Here is a 26,993-nt window from a genome sequence, read left to right on the forward strand (position 1 = left end):
ATCACCCGATGCGTGTCTCGTCCCGCGATCGGGTCCCCCCGGCACGGACACCCGCCGAGATCGAGCGCCTGCCGGACCGCCGCGGTCTGCTGCCGCTCTCCTTCGCGCAGCAGCGGTTGTGGGTCCTGGAACGCCTCGGCCGGCTCGGCCACGCCTACCACATGCCCCTCGCCCTCCAGCTCGACGGCCGGCTCGACCGGGATGCGCTGCGGGCGGCCCTGGACGCGCTGGTCGCCCGGCACGAGGTGCTGCGCACCCGCATCGTCGCCGACGGGGAGGACGTGGGCCAGCGCATCGACCCGCCGGGCGGGTTCGCCCTGCGCCACGAGGATCTGACCGGCGCGCCCGACGCCGACGCCCGACTGGCCCGCCTGCAGCAGGAGGAGAGCACCGCACCGTTCGACCTGAGCACCGGTCCCCTGATCCGGGGCCGCCTGATCACCCTCGCCCCCGACCGGCACGTCCTGCTCGTCACGATGCACCACATCGTCTCCGACGGCTGGTCCATCGGCGTCCTCACCCGCGAACTGGGAACGCTCTACACCGCACACCACGAGGGCCGACCCGACCCCCTGCCACCCCTGCCCATCCAATACGCCGACTACGCCGCCTGGCAACGCCGATGGCTCACCGACGGCACCGCACAACGCCAGGAAACCCACTGGCGACACACCCTCACCAACGCACCCACCCTCCTGCCACTACCCACCGACCGACCCCGCCCCACCGAACAAAACCACCACGGCAACCACCTACCCATCACCATCGACACCCACCTCACCACCACCCTCAAAACCCTCACCACCCAACACGGCACCACCCTCTACATGACCCTCCTCACCGCCTGGGCCATCGTCCTGTCCCGCCTCACCGGCCACCACGACCTCATCATCGGCACCCCCACCGCCAACCGCCGCCGCGCCGAACTCGAAAACCTCATCGGCTTCTTCGTCAACACCCTCGCCCTACGCATCGACCTCACCGACAACCCCACCACCACCCAACTCCTACACCGCATCCGCGACCTCACCCTCACCACCCTCGACCACCAGGACCTCCCCTTCGAACAAGTCGTCGAAGCCACCAACCCCACCCGCAACCTCGCCCACACCCCCCTCTTCCAGGTCATGTTCGCCTGGCAGAACACCGACGACGTGGAGCTGGACCTGCCCGGCGTCGACGTGAGCACCCTGCGCAGCCCGTGGAACAGCGCGAAGTTCGACCTCACCCTCTCGCTGGCCGAGCGCGACGGCCGCATCACCGGCAGCCTGGAATACGCCACCGCCCTGTTCGACACCGCCACCGCCGAGCGGCACATCGCCTACCTGCGCCACGTCCTCACCCAACTCGTCGCACACCCCGACCAGCCGGTCGACCAGCTCACCCTGCTCGACCCGGCGGAGCGTCGCGAACTCCTGGCGTCCTGGAACGGCGCTGCCGCGTACCCGGTGCGACGGACGATCCCCGCGCTGTTCGCCCAGCGGGTCGCCGCCGCCCCCGACGCGGTCGCCGTGACGTGCGGGGCGACCACACTGACCTACCGCGACCTCGACGCGCGCGCCAACCGACTCGCCCACCACCTGCGCGAGCGCGGCGTCGGCCCCGACACCCTCGTCGCGGTCTGCCTGGACCGCTCGCCCGAACTGATCGTCGCGCTGCTGGCCGTCCTCAGGGCCGGCGGCGCGTACGTCCCGCTGGATCCCGCCCATCCCGCCGAGCGCCGGGGCGAGCTGCTCCGGGACACCGCCCCGGTCGCCGTCCTCACCCACGGCCCGACCCGCGCCGCCCTCGACGGCCTCACCACCGCACCGCTGATCGACCTCGACACCGACACCCCACACTGGGCCCGGAAACCCACCACCGACCCCGACCCCGGCACCCACCCCGACCACCTCGCCTACGTCATCCACACCTCCGGCTCCACCGGCCGCCCCAAGGGCGTCATGGTCACGCACGCCAACGTGGCGCGGCTCTTCTCCGCCACGGCGGAGTCGTTCGGCTTCGGTCCGACGGACGTGTGGAGCCTCTTCCACTCCTTCGCGTTCGACTTCTCGGTGTGGGAGATCTGGGGGGCGTTGCTGCACGGCGGCCGGCTGGTGATCGTGCCCCAGCCGATCGGCCGTTCCCCCGCCGACTTCCACCGGCTGCTCTGCGACGAGGGCGTGACGGTGCTCAACCAGACCCCCAGCGCGTTCCGGGGCCTGATCGCCGCGCAGGCCGACAGCGCGGGGGCGCACCGGCTGCGTACGGTGGTCTTCGGCGGCGAGGCGCTGGACCCGACGATGCTGCGGACGTGGTACGCGGACGCGCGCAACGGGCGCACCGAGCTGGTCAACATGTACGGCATCACCGAGACCACCGTGCACGTGACCCACCGGCCGCTGACCCCGGCCGACGCCGAACGGCCGGGGGTGAGCCCGATCGGGCGACCCCTCGGGGACCTGCGGCCATACGTGCTCGACGCGCGGGGCGAACCGGTGCCGCCCGGGGTGGTCGGCGAGCTGCACGTCGGCGGGGCGGGGGTGGCACGCGGCTACCTCAACCGGCCCGCGCTGACGGCGGAGCGCTTCCGGCCCAGCCCCTTCGTCGCCGGGGACCGGCTCTACGCCACCGGGGACCTCGTGCGCCACCGCGCCGACGGCGGTCTCGAGTACCTGGGCCGCAACGACTCCCAGGTGCAGGTCCGTGGCTACCGCGTCGAGCTGGGCGAGGTCGAGGCCCGGCTGGCCGCCTGTCCCGGCGTACGCGACGCGGTGGTGACGGTCGCGGCGGACGCCACGGGCGAGCCGCGCCTGGTCGGCTACTACACGGCGTCGGTGCGCCGGCTGACCGCCGAGGCGCTGCGGACCCGGCTGGCCGGTGTGCTGCCGGAGCACATGGTCCCGGCCGCGTACGTGCGGGTCGCCGAGTGGCCGCTCACGCCCAACGGCAAGCTGGACCGCCACGCGCTGCCCGCCCCCGACGGGACGGCCTTCGCCACCCGGCTCTACGCCGAGCCGGTCGGCGCGACGGAGACCGCCCTCGCCGCCATCTGGGCCGAGGTGCTCGGCGTCGAGCGGGTCGGCCGGCACGACAACTTCTTCGCGCTGGGCGGGCATTCGCTGCTGGCCCTGCGGGTGCTGGAGCGGATGCGCCGCCGGGGCCTGCCCGCCGACGTACGCGCGCTCTTCGCCTCGCCGGTCCTGGCCGATCTGGCCGCCGCGGTGGGTGCCGACGCGGAGCGGGCCGACGTGACGGCTCAACCCATCCCGGCCGGCTGCCACCGGATCACCCCGGACCTGCTGCCGCTGGTGGAGCTGAGCCAGCCGGAGATCGACGCGGTCGTCGCCACGGTGCCCGGCGGGGCGCCGAACGTGCAGGACATCTACCCCCTGGCCCCGGTGCAGGAGGGGATGCTCTTCCACCACCTGATGGCCCGCGACCGCGACCCCTACCTGGTCACCACCGTCCTGCGCTTCGCCGACCGGGGCCGGTTGGACCGCTACCGCACCGCGCTGGAGGCGGTGGTCGCCCGGCACGACGTGCTGCGTACCGCCGTGGTGTGGCACGGCATCAACGAGCCGGTGCAGGTGGTGTGGCGCCGCGCGCCCCTGCCGGTGCAGGAGGTCACCCTCGACCCGACCGGCGGCGACCCGCTCCGCCAGCTACGCGAACACGTCGACCGGCAGTACGCCCGCCTGCCGCTGGACCAGGCCCCGCTGCTGCGGCTGCTGGTCGCCCAAGACCCGCGCGACGGCGGGTGGCTGGCCGTGGAGCTGATCCACCACATCGTCGACGACAACACCTCACTCAAGCAGCTACGGGCCGAGGTCCGCGCGTACCTGGCCGGTGCGGGCGACCGGCTGCCGCCGCCGCTGCCCTTCCGCGACTTCGTGGCGCGGATCCGGCGCGGCGCGGACCGGGCCGAACAGGAGAGCTTCTTCCGTCGGATGCTCGCCGGCGTCGACACCCCCACCGTGCCCTTCGGCCTGCGGGACATCCACGGCGACGGCCACACCATGCGCGACGCCCGGTTGCGGCTCGGTCCGGCGCTCACGCGGCGGCTGCGGCGACGCGCCCAGGTGCTCCAGGTCGGGATGACCAGCCTCTTCCATGTCGCCTGGGCCCAGGTGCTGGCCCGGGCCGGCGGCCAGCGCGACGTGGTCTTCGGCACCGTGCTCTCCGGCCGGATGGACGCCGGCGCGGGCAGCGACCGGATCCTCGGCCCCTTCCTCAACACGCTTCCCCTGCGGGTCACCCTCGGCGACACGGGCGCCGCGGACTGCGTGCTGCGCACCCACCGGTCGCTGACCGGGCTGATCCGGCACGAGCACGCGTCGCTGGCGCTGGCGCAGTCGTGCAGCGGGGTGGCACCGCCGGCACCGCTCTTCACCGCCCTGCTCAACTACCGCCACGCCGAGGTGCTGGCCGAGTCGGACGCCCCCGCGCCGGACCCCGGCGGCGACGCGCTGACCTTCGTGGCAGCCGAGGAACGCGGCAACTACCCGATCGCGCTGGACGTCGACGACCTGCGCGACGACGTCGTGCTGACCGTCGCCGTCGCCGCCGGGGTGGCGCCGGAGCGGGTCTGCGCGATGGTCCACCGCGCGCTGGAGACGCTGACCGACGCGCTGGAGGGCACGCCGGACGCGCCGGCGGGCGGGCTCGACGTGCTGCCGGACGCCGAGCGCCGCCGGCTCGTCGAGGAGGGCAACGACGCCACGGTGGCGTACCCGCCGGGGCGCTGCGTGCACCACCTCGTCGAGGCGCGGGCCGCCCGCGACCCGGACGCGGTGGCTCTCGTCCTCGGCGACGAGCGGCTCAGCTACGGCGAGCTGAACGCGCGGGCCAACCGGCTGGCCCACCACCTGCGGGCCAGGGGCGTCGGGCCGGACCGGTTGGTGGCGATCTGCGTCGAACGGTCGCTGGAGACGGTGGTGGGCCTGCTGGCGGTCCTCAAGGCGGGCGCCGCCTACCTCCCGCTGGACCCGGCCTACCCGGTCGAGCGGCTCGCCGCCATGCTGCGCGACAGCACGCCGGTGGTGGCGCTGACCCACGGCCCGGCCCGCGCGCGGCTGCACGCCGCGCTCGCCGGGCTCGACACTGCCGTGGTCGACCTGGACCTCGACGCGGCGGCCTGGGCGGGGCTGCCGGCGACCGACCCGGTCGTCGACGGGTTGGGCGCGCACCACCTGGCGTACGTCATCTACACGTCCGGCACCTCCGGCACTGCGAACGGGGTGCTGGTGGAGCACCGGCAGGTGGTGGCGGTCGCCGCCGCCTGGGAGCACCTCTTCGACCTGCGTCCCGGCCTGACGCACCTGCAGATGGCGAGCTTCTCCTTCGACGTCTTCACCGCCGACGTGGTGCGGTCCCTCGGCTTCGGCGGGCGGCTGGTGCTCTGCCCGCGCCCGCTGCTGCTGGACAGTGCGGGCCTGTACGACCTGCTGCGCCGCCACGACGTGGACTTCGCCGACTTCGTGCCGGCGGTGCTCAACCCGCTGCTGGCGCACCTGGAGTCCACCGGCGGGAACCTCGCCGGGTTGGAGACGGTGGTCTGCGGCTCGGACGCCTGGACCGTCGCGAACGCAGTGCAGCTCCGGGCGCTGTGCGGCCCGCGGGTGCGGATCGTCAACGCGTACGGGGTGACCGAGGCGGCCGTCGACAGCACCTGCCACCTGCTTCCCGTGGACGGCCTCGCCGGGGCGACCTGCCTGCCGATCGGCCGGCCGCTGCCGAACGTGCGTGTCTACCTGCTCGACGCCGGGGGCGAGCCGGTACCGGACGGGGCCCTCGGCGAGATCCACATCGGTGGCGCGGGCGTGGCGCGCGGCTACCTGAACCGGCCCGAGCTGACCGCACGGCGCTTCCGGGCCAACCCGTTCGTGCCGGGCGAGCGGCTCTACCGCACCGGCGACCTGGGTCGCCGGCTGCCGGGCGGGGAACTGGAGTTCCTGGGCCGCGACGACTTCCAGGTGAAGATCCGGGGCTTCCGCGTCGAACTGGGCGAGATCGAGGCCCGGTTGGCGGCCGTCGAGGGCGTGCGGGAGGCGGTCGTCGTGGCGCGCCCGGACGCCGGCGGCGACCAGCGGCTCGTCGCGTACGTGCTGGACGGGGCGGGACGGGCGCCGGACGCCGCGCGGCTGCGGGACCGGCTCGCCGACGAACTGCCGGAGCACATGGTGCCCGCCGCGTACGTCCGGCTGACCGCGTGGCCGCTGACGCCCAACGGCAAGCTCGACCGGATGGCGCTGCCGGCACCGGACGGGGAGGCCTTCGGCCGGCGCGGGCACGTCGAGCCGGTCGGCCTGCTGGAGACCATGGTCGCCGGCGTCTGGGCGGAGGTGCTGGGGGTCGAGCGGGTCGGCCGGCACGACGATTTCTTCGCGCTGGGCGGCCACTCGCTGCTCGCCATGCGGCTGGTCGCCCGGATCCGGCAGGTGCTGGGGCGGGAGGTCTCCCCGGCGGCGCTCTTCGCGGCGCCGGTCCTGACCGCCTTCGTCGCCCGTTTGACGCCGGACGGCCGCGACGTGCTGCCGCCGATCCGCCCGGTCGACCGGACCGGTGCGCTGGAGCCCTCCTTCGCGCAGCGACGGCTGTGGTTCCTGGAGCGGCTCGGCGGTCTCGGCCACACGTACCACATGCCGCTGGCCCTGGAGCTGGCCGGCTGGCTCGACCGGGACGCGCTGCGGGCCGCCCTGGACGCCCTGGTCGCCCGGCACGAGGCCCTGCGTACCCGCCTCGTCCCCGCCGGCTCCGACGTCCACCAGCACGTCGATGCGCCCGGGGCCGGCTTCACCCTGCACACGCACGACCTCACCGGGGCGTCCGACGCCGCCACCTCACTGGCCCGGCTCCAGGACGAGGAGTTCACGGCCCCGTTCGACCTGACCGCCGGCCCGCTGATCCGGGGCCGCCTGGTCGCCCTCGCCCCCGACCGGCACGTCCTGCTCGTCACGATGCACCACGTGGTCTCCGACGGCTGGTCCTTCGGCGTCCTCGTGCGGGAACTCGGGGTGCTCTACGCCGCGCACCACCACGGCCACCCCGACCCGCTGCCACCACTGCCCGTGCAGTACGCCGACTACGCCGCCTGGCAACGCCAATGGCTCACCGACGGCACCGCACAACGCCAGGAAACCCACTGGCGACACACCCTCGCCGACGCACCCACCCTGCTCCACCTACCCACCGACCGACCCCGCCCCACCGAACAAAACCACCACGGCGCCCACCTCCCCATCACCATCGACACCCACCTCACCACCACCCTCAAAACCCTCACCACCCAACACGGCACCACCCTCTACATGACCCTCCTCACCGCCTGGGCCATCGTCCTGTCCCGCCTCACCGGCCACCACGACCTCATCATCGGCACCCCCACCGCCAACCGCCGCCGCGCCGAACTCGAAAACCTCATCGGCTTCTTCGTCAACACCCTCGCCCTACGCATCGACCTCACCGACAACCCCACCACCACCCAACTCCTACACCGCATCCGCGACCTCACCCTCACCACCCTCGACCACCAGGACCTCCCCTTCGAACAAGTCGTCGAAGCCACCAACCCCACCCGCAACCTCGCCCACACCCCCCTCTTCCAGGTCATGTTCGCCTGGCAGAACACCGACGACGGCGAGCTGACCCTCCCGGGCCTGCGGGTCACCGCCCTGCCGCCGCCCCACACCACGGCCAAGTTCGACCTCACGCTCGCGCTCGCCGAGCACGACGGCCGCATCACCGGCAGCCTCGAATACGCCACCGCCCTGTTCGACACCGCCACCGCCCAGCGGCACATCGCCTACCTGCGCCACGTCCTCACCCAACTCGTCGCACACCCCGACCAGCCGGTCGACCAGCTCACCCTGCTCGACGAGCGGGAACGGGAGCAGGCGCTGCGCCAGGCCGCGCCGTCCCCGGTGGAGCGGGGCGTGGTCGACCGCTTCGCGCAGCGGGTCGCCGCGACCCCCGACGCGGTCGCCGTGACGTTCGAGGGAACCGCGCTCACCTACCGCGACCTCGACGCGCGCGCCAACCAACTCGCCCACCACCTGCGCGAGCACGGCGTCGGCCCCGACACCCTCGTCGCGGTCTGCCTGCGCAGGTCGCCGGAGCTGATCGTCGCGCTGCTGGCCGTCGCCCGGGCCGGCGGGGCGTACCTTCCCCTGGACCCGGCCCACCCCGCCGAACGCCTGGCCCACCTGCTGGCCGACGGCGCCCCGGTCGCCGTCCTCACCCACGGCCCGACCCGCGCCGCCCTCGACAACCTCACCACCGCACCGCTGATCGACCTCGACACCGACACCCCACACTGGGCCCGGAAACCCACCACCGACCCCGACCCCGGCACCCACCCCGACCACCTCGCCTACGTCATCCACACCTCCGGCTCCACCGGCCGGCCCAAGGGCGTGGCCCAGACCTGGCGGTGCCTGGACAACCTGATCGACTGGCAGCTCCGCTACGCCGCGCCGGGCAGCCCCGCGCCGGGGCGGGTGCTCCAGTTCGCGTCGATCGGCTTCGACGTCTCCGCGCAGGAGATCTGGAGCACCCTCTGCCAGGGCGGCACGCTGGTCCTGATCGACGCGGAACGCGGCAGGGACCTGGGCCGGCTGCGGGACCTCCTCGCCGAGGAGGGGGTGCGGCGGGCGTTCCTGCCGGCGGCCGTGCTGCACCAGATGGCGGGCCTCACCACCGCCGCGACCCCGCTCGCGCCCGGCTGCGAGATCGTCACCGCCGGCGAGGCGCTGCGGGTCGACGACCGCCTCCGCGCCCTGGTCGCCGGGCTGGGTGGGCGGTACCTCTACAACCAGTACGGCCCGACCGAGACCCACGTGGTCAGCCAGTTCGCCATGGCCACCCCGGCCGCGGCCCACTGGCCGGCGCTGCCGCCCATCGGCCGGCCCATCGCCAACGCCCGCCTCTACGTGCTCGACGAGCGGGGCGAACCGGTGCCGGCCGGTGTGCTCGGCGAGCTGCACATCGGCGGCGCCGGCCTGGCGCGCGGCTACCTCAACCAGCCGGCGGCGACCGCCGCACGGTTCCTGCCCGATCCGTTCGCCGGGCCCGGCCAGCGGATGTACCGCAGCGGCGACCTGGCCCGCCGCCGCGCCGACGGGACCATCGAGTTCGTGGGACGGGCCGACGACCAGGTCAAGGTGCGCGGCTTCCGGGTCGAGCCGGGCGAGGTGGAGAGCGCCCTGCGGCACGTTCCCGGCATGCGCGAGGCGGCCGTCCTGCTGCGCGAGGACACCCCCGGCGACCCGCACCTGGTCGGCTACCTGGTCGGCGACGTCACCGCCGAGGCGGCCCGCGAGCAACTGCGCCGCCGGTTGCCCGAGCACCTGGTGCCGACCCGCTGGGTGGTGCTGGAGCGGCTGCCGCTGACCGCCAACGGCAAGCTGGACCGGCGGGCCCTGCGCGCGCCGGAGCAGGCCGACGTCGCCACCTCCTACGTCGCGCCGCGTGACGAGCGGGAGGCCCGGATGGCCGCCATCTGGGCCGAGGTGCTGCGCCGCGACCGGGTGGGCGCGCGTGACGACTTCTTCGCGCTGGGCGGCCACTCACTGCTGGCGACCCGGCTCGTCCACGCGATCAACGAGCGGATGTCGGCGCGACTGTCGCTGCGTACCCTCTTCCGGAAGCCGGTTTTGGCGGACCTGGCGGCCGAGCTGGCGGCCCCCGGCGCCGTCGCCGTCGACGCCCTCCCGCCGCTCGTCGCCGACCCGGCCGGCCGGCACGAGCCGTTCCCGCTCACCGACATCCAGGAGGCCTACTGGGTGGGACGCGGGTCCACCATCGAACTCGGCGGGGTCGGGGCGCACGGCTACAGCGAACTGCGGCTGCGCGACTTCGACGAGGAACGCTTCACCCGCGCGCTGCACCGGCTGATCAACCGCCACGACATGCTCCGCGCCGTCTTCCACGACGGCACCCAGCGGGTGCTGCGGAGCGTGCCGCGCTATGCGCTGCCACGGCAGGACCTGCGCGGGCTCGACCCGCAGACCGTGCGCCGCCGGCTGGGCGAGACCCGGGAACGGATGTCGCACAGGTTGTTCGACGCGAGCCGCTGGCCGCTGTTCGAGTTCGCGGTGACCCTGCTCGACGGGGAGGTGCGCCTGCACGTCGGCCTCGACGCGCTGATCCTCGACGCGGCCAGCGGGCAGATCCTGGAACACGAGCTGGCGGTCCTCTACGCCGAGCCGGACGCCGACCTGCCGCCGCTCGCGGTGACCTTCCGCGACTACGTGCTGGCCGAACGGGCGCTGCGGCGCACGCCGCGCCACGAGCGGGCACTCGACTACTGGCGCAAGCGGGTCACCACGCTGGCCCCCGCCCCCGGGCTGCCCCTGGAACGCCAGCCGGAGAGCGTCGCGCGGCCCCGATTCACGCGCTACGACGAGGTGCTGCCGGCCGAGCGCTGGAGCCGGCTCAAGGCGACGGCCGGCCGGCACGGCGTCACCCCGTCGGTGCTGCTGGTGACCGCGTTCGCGCAGGTGCTGGCCCGGTGGAGCCGCCAGCGGCGGTTCACGCTGAGCCTGCCGCTGTTCAACCGGCTGCCGCTGCATCCGGGCATCAACGCCGTGCTGGGCGACTTCACCTCGCTGGTGCTGCTGGAGGTCGACGCGGCCGCCGGCGTCGACTTCGTGACCCGCGCCCGCGCCGTGCAGGAGCAGCTCTGGCAGGACATCGACCATTCGGCGGTCAGCGGCGTACGGGTCAACCGCGAACTCGCCCGCGCCCGCGGCACCCGGCACGCCGCCCTGCCGGTCGTCTTCAACAGCACGCTGGCCGAGGCCGCACCCGAGGTCGGCGACAGCGGCCTCGCGGCGGCGCTCGGCGGCGAGGTCGTGCACGGCATCACCCAGACCCCGCAGGTGTGGATCGACCACACGGTGCTGGAGGCCGGCGGTCGGCTGCACGTCAACTGGGACAGCATCGACGAGCTCTTCCCCGCGGGCCTGGTCGCCGAGATGTTCGCGGCGTACCGGACGCTGCTCCGCCGGCTGGAGGAGCCGGACGCCTGGCACACCACCCTGGACGGGCCGCTCGCGCCGCCGGTGCCGGCGGCCCCGCCGGCCGACCGGGGGCTCCTGCACGAGTTGGTGGACCGGCAGGCCCTGGCGACCCCGACGGCGCCGGCGGTGCTCGCCCCGGACCGGCGGCTGGACCACGCCACGCTGGGCGTCGAGGCGCGGCGGCTGGCCGGGCGGCTCCAGGAGCGGGGCGTACGGCCCGGCCGGCTCGTCGGGGTGCTGCTCGACCGGGGTTGGCGGCAGGTCGTCGCCACCCTCGCCGTGCTGCACGCCGGGGGCGCGTACCTGCCGCTCGACCCGGACTGGCCGGCCGAGCGGGTGGACCGGGTGCTCCAGCGCGCCGGGGCGGGACTGGTCCTGGTGGGATCCGACGGGGTGGCGCTGCCCGACGGCGTCGAGCGCCTGGTGGTGGACGCGAACACCGTCGGCCCGGGCGGGCCGGCGCTCCGGCCGGTCGAGCTGACCGAGGCCGACGTCGCGTACGTGATCTACACGTCCGGGTCCACCGGCACGCCGAAGGGTGTGACGATCGACCATCGGGGCGCGGTGAACACGCTCCTCGACGTCATCGGGCGCTTCGGCGTCGGGCCCGCCGACCGGGTCCTGGCCGTCAGCGCGCTCAGCTTCGACCTCTCCGTCTTCGACATCTTCGGCGCGCTCGCGGCCGGCGCGGCGGTCGTGACGCTCGACCCGGAACTGGCCCGCGACCCGGCCCACTGGCGGGACGTGTCCCACGCCCACCGGGTCAGCGTGTGGAACTCGGTGCCGGCCCTGGCCGGGCTCCTGCTCGACCACGCCGACGCCGGTAACCCGCTGCCGGCGTCGCTGCGGCTGGCCATGCTCTCCGGGGACTGGATCCCGCTCACCCTCCCCGACCGGCTGCGCGGGGCGCTGCCCGCGATCCGGGTGGAGAGCCTCGGCGGCGCCACCGAGGCGTCGATCTGGTCCATCCACCATCCGGTCGACGAGGTCGATCCGGCCTGGCGCAGCATCCCCTACGGCCGGGCGCTGGACCACCAGGGAGTCCACGTGCTGGACGAGGCACTGCGTCCCCGGCCCACCTGGGCCACCGGCGACCTCTACATCAGCGGCGCCGGGCTGGCCCTGGGCTACTGGCGCGACGAGGCGGCGACGGCGGCCAGTTTCGTCGCGCACCCGGTCACCGGCGCGCGGCTCTACCGCACCGGGGACCTGGGCCGGCTGCGGCCCGACGGCACGATCGAGTTCCTCGGCCGCGAGGACGGTCAGGTCAAGGTGCACGGCTACCGGATCGAGCTGGGCGAGATCGAGGCGGCGTTGGAGGCCCACCCGGCGGTGCGCGCCGCCGCGCTGCGGCTGCTCGGCGATGCGCAGGGCGACAAGCGGCTGGCCGCGTACGTGGTGCCCGCGGGTACCGCGCCCGAACCGGCCGCGCTGGTCGCGTACCTGGAGCGGCGGCTGCCGGCGTACATGGTGCCGGCGTCGTTCACCCTGCTCGACGCGCTGCCGCTGTCGGCCAACGGCAAGGTCGACCGGGCTCAGCTCCCCGATCCCGCACCGACGGCGGTCCCCACCGGCGAGGCGCCGGTGCTCGCCGACCCGGCCGAGAAGCAGCTCGCGGAGATCGTCGCCGAGATCCTCGACCTGCCCGCCGTCGCACCCGACGCCAACCTGCTGCTGCTCGGCGCCACCTCGATCGACATCGTGCGGATCGCCAACGCCCTCGCCGGCTCGCTGGGGTTCCGGCCGAAGCTGGCCCGGCTGATGCGCCAGCCGACCCTCGCCGACCTGCTGCGGATGTTCCGCGAGCACACCGCCGAGCGGGCCGTCGTCGCGACCGCGCGGCAGGCCGCCACGGTGGTCGAGGACCCGGCCGACCGCGCCGCGTTCACGACGGCCGGGCGGGGCCGCCGCGCCCTCCCGGCCGGCACCCCGGCGGTCGCGCTGGCCGCGCCGGTCGACCCGGCGTACGTGCGGCGCTACGCCGCGCACCGCTCGCTGCGGCGGTTCGACGCGCAACCGCTGCCGGCCGGGGCGTTCGGCCGGCTGCTGGCCACCCTCGCCGAGCGGGAAGCCGACGGGCGGGGCCGATTCCAGTACGGCTCGGCCGGCGGCACCTACGCCGTGCAGACGTACGTGCTGGTCAAGGCGGGGCGCATCAGCGGCGTGCCGGGTGGGGCGTACTACCACGACCCGGCGGCGCACCGGCTGGTGGCGCTCGGCCGCGACCGCGAGCTGAGCCCGGACGCCTTCGACTACTTCGTCAACCGGCCGGTCTACGACAGCGCCGCCTTCGCGCTCTTCCTGGTGGCGCAGCGCGCGGCCATCGAGCCCCTGTACCAGGAGCAGAGCGGGACCTTCACCGCCATCGAGGCGGGCGCCATGGCCCAGTTGCTGACGATGGCCGCCCCCGACCTGGGTCTCGGCCTGTGCGGGATCGGCTCGCTGGACACCGCAGCGCTGGCGGCCCTGTTCGACCTGGAAACCTCGCACCGGCTGGTCTACGCGCTGCTCGGTGGCGGCCGTCCGGGAACGGCCCCGCCCGAGCCCGGCGCCACGGCCCCCGACACGATAACGGTGGAGCTGTGAACGCCTTCGAGTTGCTCGACACGCTGAACCGGCACGCGGTGGGGTTGCGGGTCGACGGCGACCGGCTGCGCCTCACGGGCGCCCGCGAGGTCCTCACCCCCGACCTGCTGGCCGACATCACAGCCCACAAGCAGGAGCTGGTCGCGATCCTGACCGGCGCCGACCCGGACGCCATCCCCCGCCGGGCGCGGCCCGACGCGCCGGTGCCGGTCGCGTACGCCCAGCGGCAGCTCTGGTTCCTGGACCAGCTCTCCCCCGGCAATCCCTTCTACAACAACCCGGTGGCGTTCGACGTCACGGGCGCCCTGGACGTGTCGGCGCTGGCCCACGCCCTGACCGAGGTGGTCCGCCGGCACGAGGCGTTGCGTACCGTCTTCGCCCTGGTCGACGGGGAACCCCGCCAGCTCGTGCGCCCGGCCGGGCCGGTCGCCCTGCCGGTCACGGACCTCACCGCACTGCCGGCCGCGCAGCGGTCGCGCCGCGCCGACGAGGTCACCGAGGCCGAGGCGCGGGCGCCGTTCGACCTGGCCACCGGCCCGCTGGTCCGCGGCCACCTGCTCCGGTTGGCCGCCGACGAGCACCGCTGGCTGCTCACCGTGCACCACATGGTGGCCGACGGCTGGTCCGTCGGCCTCCTGATCGGCGAGGTCGCCGCGTGCTACGCCGCGCGCGTGCGGGGCGACGCCCCCGCACTCGCGGCGTTGCCGGTGCAGTACCCGGACTACGTGCTGTGGCAGCGCCGGCAGCTCGACGGCGGCGAGCTGGACCGCCAGCTCGACTACTGGACGCGGACGCTGGCCGGCGCGCCCGCGCTGCTGGCCCTGCCGACCGACCGGCCCCGGCCGGCGGTGCAGCGCTACCGCGGCGACCATCACGCCACGACCGTGGACGCGGCGGTGCTGCGGGGGTTGCGGGAGGTCGGCCGGGCGGGCGACGCCACGCTCTTCATGACGCTCATGGCCGCCCTGTCGGTGCTGCTGTGGCGCTACAGCGGGCAGGACGACGTCTGCGTCGGTACCCCGTTCGCCAACCGCAACCACCGCGACGTGGAGGGCCTGATCGGCCACTTCGTCAACACCGTGGTGATCCGCAACCGGCTGGCGGCGGAGCAGTCCTTCGCGGCGTTGCTGGCCGACGTCCGCCGGCACCTGCTCGACGCGTACGCCCATCCCGACCTGCCGTTCGAGCAGCTCGTGGACGCGCTCAACCCGGAACGGCACAGCAGCTACTCGCCGCTGTTCCAGGTGATGCTGGTGCTGCAGAACATTCCGCGCGGCCGGGTCGGGCTGCCGGGTCTGGTGCTGCGGCCCCGGTCCAGCAGCACCGGCGCGGCGAAGTTCGACCTGTCGGTCGAGGTGCTCGAGCACGCCGACGAGCTGCACGTCCTCTTCGAGTACGACACCGACCTCTTCGACGCCGCCACGATCGCCCGGCTGGCCGGGCACTTCGTCCACCTGCTCAGCCGGATCGCGGCCGACCCGTCCACGCCGGTCGGTGCGCTGCCGCTGCTCGACGCGGCGCAACGGCACCGCACGGTGGTCGAGTGGAACCGCACCGCACGGCCGCTGACCGGGCCGGCGGACGTGGTGGCGCGCATCGCGGCGCAGGCGCGGCGGCACCCCGACCGGCTCGCCGTGGCCGACGGCCACGAGCGGCTCGACCACGCCACCCTCGACCGGCGGGCCAACCGCCTGGCGCACGCCCTGATCGCCCGGGGCGTACGGCCCGACCAGGTGGTGGGGCTGCACGCGCGCCGCTCGGCGGGGCTGATCGTCGCCATCCTGGGCGTCCTCAAGGCCGGGGCCGCCTACCTGCCACTGGATCCGGCCCTGCCGCCGCAGCGGCTCGCCGCCATGATCGCGGACGCCGCCCCGGCGTTGGTGCTCGGCGAGGGCGACCTGGCCGCCGTCGAGGCGGAGGGACGCCACGACGGCCCGACCAGCGTCGTCGTGCACCCCGCCAACCTGGCGTACGTGATCTACACGTCGGGCTCGACGGGCCGCCCCAAGGGCGTCGCGGTCGCCCACGGCGGTGTCACGAACCTGATCACGCACTGGGTGTCGCGCCTCGGCGCCGCCGACGGTCAGGCGGCGGCGCTCTGGTCGAGCGTCGGCTTCGACGTCTCGGTGCAGGAGATCTTCCTGCCGCTGGCCACGGGCGGGGCGCTGCACCTCGTGCCCGACGACGTGCGCGGCGACCCGGCGGCGCTGCTGGGCTGGCTGCGCGAGCACCGCGTCGCGCAGGCCTACCTGCCGCCGGCCTTCGTCCGGTGGATCGACGAGGACCCGGCGGGCCGGCTGGCCGGGCTCGCGCTGCGCCACCTGCTGGTCGGCGTCGAGCCGTTGCCGGAGCTGGCCCTGCACCGCATCGAACAGGCCCTGCCCGGCCTGCGGATCCTCAACGGGTACGGGCCGACCGAGACCACCGTCTACAGCACCGCCTACCTCGACCCGCAGCCGACGGCCCGGCGGTGCCCCATCGGCCGGCCGCTGGCCAACACCCGCGTCTACCTGCTCGACGACCGGCTGGAGCCGGTTCCGGTCGGGGTGACCGGCGAGATCCACATCGGGGGCGTCGGCGTCGCCCGCGGCTACCTGCACCGACCGGCGGCGACCGCCGAACGGTTCGTTCCCGACCCGTTCGTGCCGGGGGAACGCGTCTACCGCACGGGCGACCTGGCCCGGCTGCTGCCGGACGGGAACATCGAATACCTGGGCCGCCGCGACAACCAGGTCAAGATCCGGGGCTTCCGGATCGAGCTGGGCGAGATCGAGGCCGCCCTGCGGGACCGGCCGGACGTCCGCGAGGCGGCGGTGCTCGTCGACGCCGACGCCACCGGCGAGCCGAGCCTCGTCGCCGGGGTCGGTCGGGGCGGGGCGGCGCCGCTACTGGCGAGCGAGTGGCGCGAGGCGCTGTCGCGGCGACTGCCCGGCTACATGATCCCGTCGTCCTTCGTGGAGCTGCCCCGGCTGCCGCTGACCGGCAACGGCAAGCTCGACCGGGCCGAGTTGCTGCGGCTGGCCCGGGCCGGGGCGCCCTGGCAGGTCAACCTGGCCAGCCCGCGCGACCAGATCGAGCTGACCCTCTACCAAATCTGGAAGCGGCTGCTGCTACGTCCGGAGATCGGCATCACCGACCGCTTCTTCGACGTGGGCGGCACGTCGATCTCGGCGATCAAGCTGGCCCATGCGATCGGCGAGGCGTTCGGCGAGCCCCTGCCCGTGCACGAGATCATGCTGCACCCGACGATCGAGGCGCTCGGCGGCCGGCTGCGGCGGGGCGCGTCCGGCCGGCCGCCGAGCAACCTCATCGAGTTCCGCGCGGGCGACGGCACCGGCCGGGTGATCTGCGTGCACCCGGCCGGCGGCACCGCGTTCTGCTACCTGTCGCTGGCCAAGGCCCTGCCGGAGTCCCTCGGCGTGTACGGCATCCAGTCCCCGGGGGTGAACCCGGGCGAGGAGTTCCTGCCCACGGTCGAGGCGATGGCGCAGGCGTACCTGCGGCAGGTCGCGCACCTGCTCGACGGTCCGGTGGTGCTCACCGGCCTCTCGTACGGCGGGCTGGTCGCGTACGAGATGGGCCGCCGGCTGGCCCTCGCCGGGCATACCGGGGTGAGCGTGGTCCTGCTGGACACCCTCGGCACCGACGACCCCGACCACCGGGGCGGCATCGAGCCGGTGGACATGGCCGAGTTCCGCGACAAGCTGGTCAAGTTCAACGGGATGTACCCGGGCATCGACGACGAGCAGATCGCGCAGTACCACCGCGTCTACAACCACAACCGCTCGACCATGCGCGACTACCCGGCCCCCGGTTCGCCGGCCCGACTGGTGCTGTTGCAGGCCACCGCCGGGCGCGACGAGGCCTTCCTGCGCGAGGTACGCGCCTTCTGGCGGCGACGCGGCGACGCCGACTTCCTGCTGGATCGGGTCCACTGCGACCACTGGGACATCCTGGAGAGCGCGGTGGTGCTGCGGGTCGCCGCGCTGCTGCGCGCCGAGGTGGACCGGCTCCGGGCGGCGGGCGCGACCACGCCGGCCGGACGGGAGGCGTGATGGCACCCCGTACCGGCCTCGCCGACGCGGTGCTCGCCCAGGCCCGCCGCACCCCCGACGCCGACGCGGTGGCCGACGGCGAGCGGCGCCTCAGCTATGCCGAGCTGGACGCCGCCAGCGCCGCGGTCGCCCGGTCCCTCCACCGGGCCGGGGCCCGCCCCGGGCAGGCCGTCGCGGTGCACCTGCCCCGCGGCTGGCAGTTGGTCTGCGTCATGCTCGGAATCCTGCGCCTCGGCGCGACCGTGGTGCCGCTGGACCGGCAGAGCCCGCCCGAGCGCCGGGGGCACATGCTGCGCGACTCGGCCGCCGTGGCGGTGGTCCACGGCGGCGACGTGCCCGGCGGGCTTCCCGACGGGGTCCGGCCGCTGCCGGTGGCCGCGCTGCTGCCGGTGCCCGTCCCACCCGTCGCCGCCGGACAACCGGACGCACCACCCGCCCCGGCCGGCGCGGACGCGCAACCGCCAGCGGGGGACACCCCCGTCGCGTTCGTCTTCTACACCTCGGGCACCACGGGCCGCCCGAAGGGCGTGCAGGTGCGCGACGCGGGCATCCTGCGGCTGGCCCGGCCCGGCTACCTCGAGCTGGACGCGGCCACGCGCTACGCGAGCCTCGCCAACCCGGCGTTCGACGCGATCAGCTTCGAGGTCTGGGTGCCGCTGCTGACCGGCAGCTGCTGTGTCGTGCTCGACGACGAGACGGTGGCGACGCCGCGGCTGCTCGACGCCGCGCTGCGCCGGGAGCGGATCGACACGCTCTTCATCACGGTGGCGCTGTTCAACGCGGTGGTCGGCGAGCTGCCGCACTGCTTCGCCGGGGTCGACCGGGTGCTGGTCGGCGGCGAGCAGCTCAACGCCCGGCTGATCCGCCGCTGGTACCGCGACAACCCCGCCAGCCGCACCCGGCTGCACAACGTCTACGGGCCCACCGAGGCGACCACGTTCGCCCTGTGCCATCCGATCCCCCGCGACTTCGACGCGGAGGTGGTGCCGATCGGCCGGGTGCTGCCGGGCACCGACGCGCACCTGGTGGTCGACGGCGCCCGCCTCGCCGCCCCGGGCGAGGTCGCGGAGCTCCACCTCGCGGGCGAGGCGCTGGCCGTCGGCTACCGCAACCTGCCCGAGCAGACCGCCGACCGGTTCGTCCGGCTGCCCTGGTTGGACGGCGCCACCGAGCGCCACTACCGCACCGGCGACCTCGTGCGCGCCGACACCGCCGGCCGCGTCGAGTACGTCGGCCGGGTCGACCGGCAGGTCAAGGTGCGCGGCTTCCGGGTGGAGCCCGGCGAGGTGGAGCGGCAGATCCTCGCCCACCCGGGGGTCCGGCAGGCGTACGTGGACACCCGACGTGACCCGACGCACGGGACGAACGAGCTGCTGGCGTACGTGGTGACCGCCGACGGCCTGACGTTCGCGCAGTTCGACAGGCACCTGGGCGCGACCCTGCCGGCGTACCTGCGCCCGCAGCGGGTGCACCGGGTCGAGGCGCTGCCGCTGACCGCCAACGGCAAGGTGGACCGCGACGCGCTGCTGCGCCGCGACGACCCGCCCTGGCGCGACGGCCCGCACCCACACGACGGGCGTGACGGTGACCCCGCCGGGGCGCCCGTCACGGCGTGGCAGCGCGCCGTGCTCGGGCTGGCGGGCGAGGTGCTGGGCGTACCCGACCTGCGGCCGACGGACCGGTGGATCGCCAGCGGCGGCGATTCGCTCAAGGCGCTGCGGCTGCGCTTCGAGATCCAGCGGCGCTGGGGCGGCGAGGTGCCGCAGGCGGTGGTGCTGGGCGGCGACCTCGCCGAGTTGGCCGCGGCGATCGGGACGGCCCGCAGCACGACCGGTGCGCCGTATCCGGTGCCGGCTCCCCCGGCCGGTGCCCGCAGCGCCCCCGCCACCTCCGAACAGCAGCGGCTCTGGCTGCTGCGGCAACGCTCGCCCGCGTCCACCGCCTACCACGTGGGGCTCGCCTTCGAGCTGACCGGCCGGGTCGACGCCGGCGCGCTACGCACGGCGCTGCGCCGGGTGGTGGCGCGTCACGCGGCGCTGCGTACCGCGTTCCGGGGCGCGCCCGAGGGGCTGCGCCAGGAGGTGGGCGAGCCCTACGACCCGTGGGGCGAGCCCGAGGCCGACCCCGACGCGGCCGGGTGGCGCGAGCGCGCCCGCGCCCTCTTCGCCGTCCCGTTCGACCTCGGGCAGCCGCGCCTGCTGCGGGCGTACTGGCTGGCCGGCGACGGCGGCGGGGTGCTGCTGCTGCACCTGCACCACATCGCGGTCGACGGCTGGTCGCTAGACGTGCTGTTGCGCGACCTGTCGGCCGGGTACGCGGCGGCGCTGGACGGCGGGGCCGCGCCCGCCGGCGAGGACGCGCCGACCCCGCTGGACTACGCCCGGTGGCAGGCCGACTGGTTCGCCCACCCGGCCTACCGGGCGCAACGCGACGCCCTGCGCGAGCACTACGCCGCCGTGGAGGAGATCTCCGCGCCGCTGCGACCGATCCGACGGCGGGGCGGCGCCGGGGACCACCTGCTGCGGACCACGATCGACCCGGTACGCCGCGCCGCCCTCGACCGGCTCTGCGCCGAGCTGGGCCTGACCCGCTTCCCGCTGCTGCTGACGCTCTTCGGCTGGGCGGTGCACGGGGTGACCGGCCGCACCCATCCGCGCGTCGCCAGCCCGGTGGCGAACCGCCCCGTACGCGACTTCGCCGCCAGCGTCGGCATGTTCGCCAACACCGTGCTGCTGCCCCTGGCGCTCGCACCGCGGGAGGAGTTGCGCGCGCAGCTGCGGCGACAGGCCGACGCCGTACGCGTGGTGCTCGACGCCCGGGACGTGGCGCTCGCACACGCCGTCGCCGACCACGATTTCGACGCCGACGCGCCGCTGTTCGACTTCCTCTTCGTCCTCGACAACACCGACTTCTCGGCGCTGGCGCTGCCCGGCTGCGCGTCCCGCCCGGTGTGGCTGGCGCCGACCGACGCCAAGTGCCCGCTGACCCTCTCGGTCGTCGAGCACGAGTCCGGGCTCGACTGTCTCTGGGAGTACGCCGACGAGCACTTCGACGCCGCCGACGTGGCCGCGGCGGCCGAGTTGTTCCGGCGTGGCCTGGACGCGGTGACCGGCACCGGCACGTGCACGCTGGCCGAGCTGGTGCGGCCGCACCGCAGAAGCCTGCCCGAGCCCGGCCGGGGCCCGCGTACCCCGCTGGCCCTCCCGTCGGCGGCGTCCGGCGCCGGGCCGCCGGCGACGGTGGCCGAGTGCTTCGCGGCACGGGCCCGGGCGGAGCCGGCCGCCACCGCGCTGGTCGCCGGGGAGCGCAAGCTCAGCTACGCCGACCTCGACGGGTACGCCTCGTCGCTCGCCGCCGAGCTGGCGCGACGCCATCCGGTGCCGACCGACGGCCCGCAGCACGTCGCCCTGTTCTTCGAGCCGTCGGTGGAACACGTGGTGGCGCTGCTGGCCGCGGCCCGGCTCAACCTGACCGTCGTGCCGCTGGACCGGTCCTACCCACCGGCGTTGCTGCGCCACGTCCTGGGCCAGGTCGACCCGCTGTGCGTGCTGCTGGCGCCCGGCGACGAGCCCGCACTCGACGCCATCGACGGGGGCGGCCACCCGCGCCACCGTGTGCTCCTGTCCCGGTCGAGCACGCCGGTTGCCCCGACGTACGCCGGCCGCCCGCTGTACACGCTGTTCACCTCGGGCTCGACCGGGACTCCGAAGGGGGTCCAGGTCGGCGACGCCCTGCTGGTCAACCTCCTGCGCTGGCAGGCCGGGGCCGGCGGCCTGGCGGGCCGGGCGGCGACCGTGCAGTTCTCCATGCTCTCCTTCGACGTCTCCTTCCAGGAGATCTTCGGCACGCTCTGCGGCGGCGGCACCCTGCACCTGCCCCGGCCCGGCCGGCGGCAGGACATGCCGGCGCTGCTGGAACACCTCGACGCCGCCGGCATCGAGCGGATCTTCCTGCCGTACGTCGCCCTGCAACTGCTGGCCGAGCACGGGGTGCGCCTCGGCCGCTATCCGTCGCGGTTGCGGGAGGTCGTCACCGCCGGCGAGCAGCTCGTCTGCACCGACAGCATCCGCCGCTGGTTCGCGGGGCTGCCCGGCGCGCGCCTGTTCAACCACTACGGACCGACGGAGACCCACGTGGTCAGCGGCCTCTGCCTCGACGGGGACCCGGCCACCTGGCCGACCCGCCCCGCCATCGGCCGGCCCGTCGCCAACACCTGGTTGCGGGTGGTGGACTCCGCCGACGAGGTGGTGCCGCCGGGCTGCCCGGGGCGGCTGTTGATCGGCGGGGAGCTGGTGGCGCCCTGCTATCTCGACGATACGGCGCTCGACCGGGCCCGCTTCGTCGAGTTGCCCGGGCTCGGCTGGTTCTTCCGCAGCGGCGACCAGGCCCGGTTCGACCGGGACGGACTGCTGCACTACCTGGGTCGTGACGACCAGCAGGTGAAGGTGAGCGGGTACCGGCTGGAGCTGGGCCAGGTCGAGGCGGCGCTGCTGACGCACCCGGCGGTCGTCAACGCCGTGGTGGTGCACGAGCACCCGCACCTGGTCGCCTGCCTGGAGTTCCGGGCCGGTGCGCCCACGCCGGAGGAGCTGACCGCCCACCTCGCGCGGCTGCTGCCCGGGTACGTGCGGGTGGACCGGTTCCGGTGGCTGGCGGAGCTGCCGCGTACGGCCAGCGGGAAGCTGGACCGCCGCCGCGCGTCGAGCGCGCCGGGCGAGGAGCTGCGGCCGGGAGGCGCCGCGCCGGCACCGGTCATGTCGGCGCTGGAGGCGCGGCTGGCGGGGCTCTTCGCGCAGGTGGTCGCGGTGCCGGTCGAACCGGACCGGCGCTTCTCCGACCTGGGGGCCGGCAGCCTCGACCTGATGCGCTTCCACCTGCGCTGCGTTGCCGAGGGGCTGCCGCTGAGCATCCCCGACCTGTTCGAGCACGTCACCATCCGCCGCCTCGCCCGGTTCCTCGGCGCGCAGGGGGCCGGCACCGGCGCGCCGGTGCCGAGCCGCCCGACGGCGGCGACGCCACCGGCGGACGGGCCGGCACACCGGGCGGCGGAGCTGGCGGCGCGACGGGACGGGGCCGCCGCGGGCCCGGCGGACGAGCCGGTCGCCGTGGTGGGGATGGCCGTCCGGTTGCCCGGCGCCGACGACCTGGCCGCCTTCTGGGCGATGGTGGAGGCCGGCGAGCGGGGCATCGCGCACTTCGACGCCGCCGACGGTCTCGTCGGCGCGCGCGCCCAGCTGGCCGGGCCGCTCGGCTTCGACCCCGGGCACTTCGGCATCAGCCGGGCCGAGGCGCGGCTGATGGATCCGCAGCAGCGGCACCTGCTGATGAGCTGTGTCGAGGCGTTGGCGCACGCCGGCATCGCCGATCCCGCCGGCCGACGGGTCGGCCTGCTCGCGAGCTGCGGCGAGAACACCTACTTCCAGACGATGCTGCGCGAGGCCGACCCGGCACGGCTGCCGGACCCGTTCCAGCTGGCCCTGCACCACGAGAAGGACTTCCTCGCCACGAAGGTCGCCTACCACCTGGGCCTGACCGGGCCGGCCTTCACCGTGCAGGCGGCCTGCGCCAGCTCGTTGGTGGGGGTGCACGTCGCGGCGGGGCTGCTGCGCCAGGGCGACAGCGACGTGATGCTGGTCGGCGGCGTGCTGGTGGACCCGCTGCTGGGCGCCGGCTACCGCTACCAGCCCCAGCACATCTTCTCCCCGGACGGGCACTGCCGGCCGTTCAGCGACGACGCCGGCGGCACCGTCGGCGCCAGCGGGGTGGGCGTGGTGGTGCTCAAGCCCCTGCGGCTGGCCCGGCGCGACGGCGACACCGTCTACGCGGTGATCACCGGATCGGCCGTCACCAACGACGGCGCGCAGAAGCTCGGTTTCGCCGCTCCCTCGGTCGCCGGCCAGCGCGAGGTGATCCGGGCCGCGCTGCGCCGCAGCGGCCGGGTCGGCGGCGACCTGGGCTACGTGGAGGCGCACGGCACCGGCACGGAGCTGGGCGACCCGGTGGAGGTGGCGGCGCTGCGCCAGGCGTTCGACCTCACCGAGTCCGGCCGGACCGCGCTGGCCTCGGTGAAGAGCCAGATCGGTCACCTCGGCGCGGCGGCCGGGGTCGTCGGCCTGGTACGCGCGGCGTTGGCCGTGCACCACGGGCTGATCCCGCCGAACGTCGACTTCCGCCGGCTCAACCCGCGGCTGGGCCCCGATCCGACCCCGTTCTACGTCCCCCCGAAGTCCCGGCCCTGGCCGGTCGACCGGCCGCGCGTGGCGGCGGTGAGCAGCTTCGGCATCGGCGGCACCAACGCCCATCTGGTCTGCGAGGCGGCCGAGCCGGCCGGCGCCGGGCCGGGGGTGCCGCCGCGCCCCGGCGTACCGGTGGTGGTGCTCGCCAGCGGCAGCGCCGCCGCCCTGCGCCTCGACGCGGAGCGGATCGCCGACTACCTCACGGCCCGACCCGAGGCCTACCGCCAGGTGCTGCGTCACCTGCAGGCCGGCCGGTCGCCGGGCCGCTGGCGGGCCGCCGCCGGCTGCGCCGACGTGGCCGCCGCCGTGGCCTGGCTGCGCACCGCGACGCCCGTCGAGGTCACCCCCGTCGACGCCATGCCCGTCGAGGTCACGGGGATCACCGGCCCGGCCGGTACGCCGCCGCCGGCCGAGCTGGCCGCCGCCTGGCTGGCCGGGTGCCCGATCCGCTGGCCGGCCGGGCCGGCGCAGCCGCCCTGGGACTTCCCCCCGCCGGCGTTCGCGCTCGTCGACCACGACTTCGCCCGCGTCGCGGGACCGCCGTCGCCGCACGGCGCAGCGTCGCCGCACGGCGCAGCGTCGGCGGCCAACGGGACCACGCCGTCGCCGGGCGGGCCGGCCGATCAGCCGTGGCCGGCCCGGCTGCCCGAGTCCGAGTGGCTGCACCAACCGCACTGGGTGCGCTGGCGGCACGCGGGGCTGCACGCCACGGCCCGCCGCCCGGAGACGTTGGTGGTCATGACGGCGGGCGCACCGTCGCCGGCCCTGCTGCGCGCGTTCGCGGCCTCCCACGAGCGGGTCGTGGCCGTCACCGCGGCGGACGGCTTCGCCCGGCTCGGGCCGGACAGCTACGAGGTCGACCCGGTGGACCCCGCCTCGCTGACCCTGCTGATCGAGGCGCTGGCGGCGTCCCGACCCGCCGGGGCGGCCCGGGACGCGTCGGCCGGCGCCGACCGGGGCGTCGAGTGGGTGCACGCGCTGCCGCTGGCCGTCGAGGGACCGGTCGGCGCGGACACCCTGGCCCACTCCTACCGGGCCTGCGTCGACGCCCCGGCGGCGCTGCTGGGGGCCCTCGCCGGGCTGCCGCGGCGGCCCCGGCTGCGGGCCTGGTGGCTGTCGCGGCAGGCGCAACCCGTCGTCGGCGACGTGCACCGGCCGGAGCTGGGCCTGCTCGCCGGGGTGTGCGAGGTGGCGCCCCAGGAGGACGCCGTCGCGGGCCACTGGTTGGACCTGCCCGGCCCGGATGCGGCGGACTGGGCGCCGGCGCTGGCGGCGCTGCTGGCGCAGGAGACCCCACCGCCACGGCGACTCGCGCTGCGCGACGGCTACTGGTGGGAGCAGGCGCTCCTGCCGGTCCACCCGCCGGCCACACCGGCACCGCCGCCGCTGCCGCCCGGACCCGCCGTCCACGTGGTCCTGGGCGGCACCGGCGGCATCGGGCGCAGCATCGCGGCGTGGCTGCTGGAGCAGGGCGACTGCCGGGTGATCCTGCTGTCGCGGCACGGGTCGCTGCCGGCCGCGCTGACGCCATGGAGCGACCGCGTCGACCTCGTCGAGGCGGACCTGGCCGAGACCGGCCCGGACGAACTGGTGGCCCGGCTCGACGCCCTGACCGGCCGGATCGACGGGGTGGTGCACGCCGCGGGGGTCGCGGCCGGCGGGTTGATCAGCCGGCGGGACGCCGCCGCGATGCGGGCCGCCACGGCGGGCCGCACCCACGGCGCGCTGCTCGTCGAGCGCCTGATCGCCTCCCACCGCCCCGCGTTCGTCCTCTACTGCTCGTCGATGTCGGCGCAACTCGGCGGCGTCGGGCAACTCGACTACGCCGCCACCAACGGGCTGCTGGCCGGGTTCGCCCGGCACCGGGCGACCGACGCCGACAGCACGGCGCGCATCTGTGTGGACTGGGACGTCTGGCGCGAGGTGGGCATGGCCCGCGACGCCCTGCCCACCGACGCCCGGCACCGGGCACACCTGGCGGTCGGCCTCCAGGTGGACGAGGGGCGGCGGCTCCTGGCGCAGGCCCTGCGGCTGCGGCTGCCGCACCTGCTCGTCTGCACCACGGCGCTGGATCGGGCGCGGGAGTTCTACGCGCCGCCGGCCGGGCCGCGGGACGACGACCCCGTCGTGCCGGCACCGTCGGCCGCCGAGCGGGTCGGCGGGTGGCTGCGTGACCGGCTGGGCACCGAGACGATCGACCCGGCCGCGTCCCTCTACGACCTGGGCGCCGACTCGCTGCTGCTGCTGGACCTCATCGATGAGGCCAAGGAGCACTTCGGCGTCAGCCTCAGCCTGTCGCAGCTCAGCCACCGGGTGAGCCTGACCGAGATGCTGGGGCTGCTCGGCGAGCCGGTCCGCGTCGCCGAGCCCGCCGGGCCGGCCGTGGCGGTGCAGGTCTGGCAGGCCGGCCGGGGACGCACCGTGCTCTGCCTGGTCCATCCCGTCGGCGGCGACGTCCAGGCGTACCGGTCGCTGGTGTCGGCGCTCGACCCGCGGCTCACCGTCTGCGTGATCGCCGACCCCGCCCTGACCCGCCCGGGGTGGCCGGACTGGTCACTCGCCGAGCGCGCAACGCGCTACCACGCCGCGCTGCGGGCCCGGTTCCCCCGCGACGAGTGGCGCTGGCGGCTCGCCGGGTGGTCGTTCGGGGCCTGGGTGGCGCTCGGGATGGCGGCGGAGGCGGAGGCCACCGGCCAGCCGGCGGACGAGCTCTACCTGATCGACCCGCCACCGCCGGACGCGGCGCCGGTCCTCGGGGCGTACGACGAGGACCGGCTCGCCGCGCTCTTCGCCCACGAGCTGGGGGCGGCGACGGGGGCGGGCGGCGCGGCGTCGGCGTACGCGGACGCGCTGGCGCGCCGCTGCCGGGCCAACCTGGCGAGCATGGCGGGGCACGCCCTGCCCCGGCTGGCCGGCACGCCCGCCCGGCTCTGGTTGGCGGGCCGCCCGACGGCCGGCCTGCCGGCGCTCGGCCCGCCGCCGGAGCAGGCCCGGCGGTGGCGCACGCACCTGGCCGGGCTCGCGTGGCAGCTCGTCGACACCACCCACTACGGCATCGTCGCGGCGCCGCACGCCCGAGGCGTGGCCGAGACCATCAACGAGGCGGTGAGCTGACC

General features: G+C 75.4%; 3 protein-coding genes. All 3 read left to right on the forward strand.

The window, feature by feature from the left end; translation table 11 throughout:
- Positions 1-8 precede the first annotated feature (8 nt).
- Genes ACQ452_RS16870 through ACQ452_RS16880 form a run of 3 tightly spaced genes read left to right on the forward strand, consistent with a single transcriptional unit; the run spans position 9 to position 26,991 of the window.
- Positions 9-13,586, forward strand: coding sequence for an amino acid adenylation domain-containing protein (locus tag ACQ452_RS16870; RefSeq protein WP_433385475.1), 13,578 nt, complete (start codon positions 9-11; stop codon positions 13,584-13,586).
- The gene (locus ACQ452_RS16875; RefSeq protein ID WP_433385478.1) at positions 13,583-17,641 is read left to right on the forward strand and encodes an amino acid adenylation domain-containing protein; all 4,059 of its coding nucleotides are present in this window, start codon (positions 13,583-13,585) and stop codon (positions 17,639-17,641) included. Before ACQ452_RS16870 ends, ACQ452_RS16875 begins: the two co-directional genes overlap by 4 nt.
- A complete protein-coding gene (locus ACQ452_RS16880; protein ID WP_433385481.1) occupies positions 17,641-26,991 on the forward strand; it encodes an amino acid adenylation domain-containing protein in 9,351 nt (3,116 codons plus the stop codon). Before ACQ452_RS16875 ends, ACQ452_RS16880 begins: the two co-directional genes overlap by 1 nt.
- Positions 26,992-26,993 lie beyond the last annotated feature (2 nt).

The organism is Micromonospora sp. KLBMP9576, from assembly GCF_050941805.1.
Classification (GTDB): domain Bacteria; phylum Actinomycetota; class Actinomycetes; order Mycobacteriales; family Micromonosporaceae; genus Micromonospora.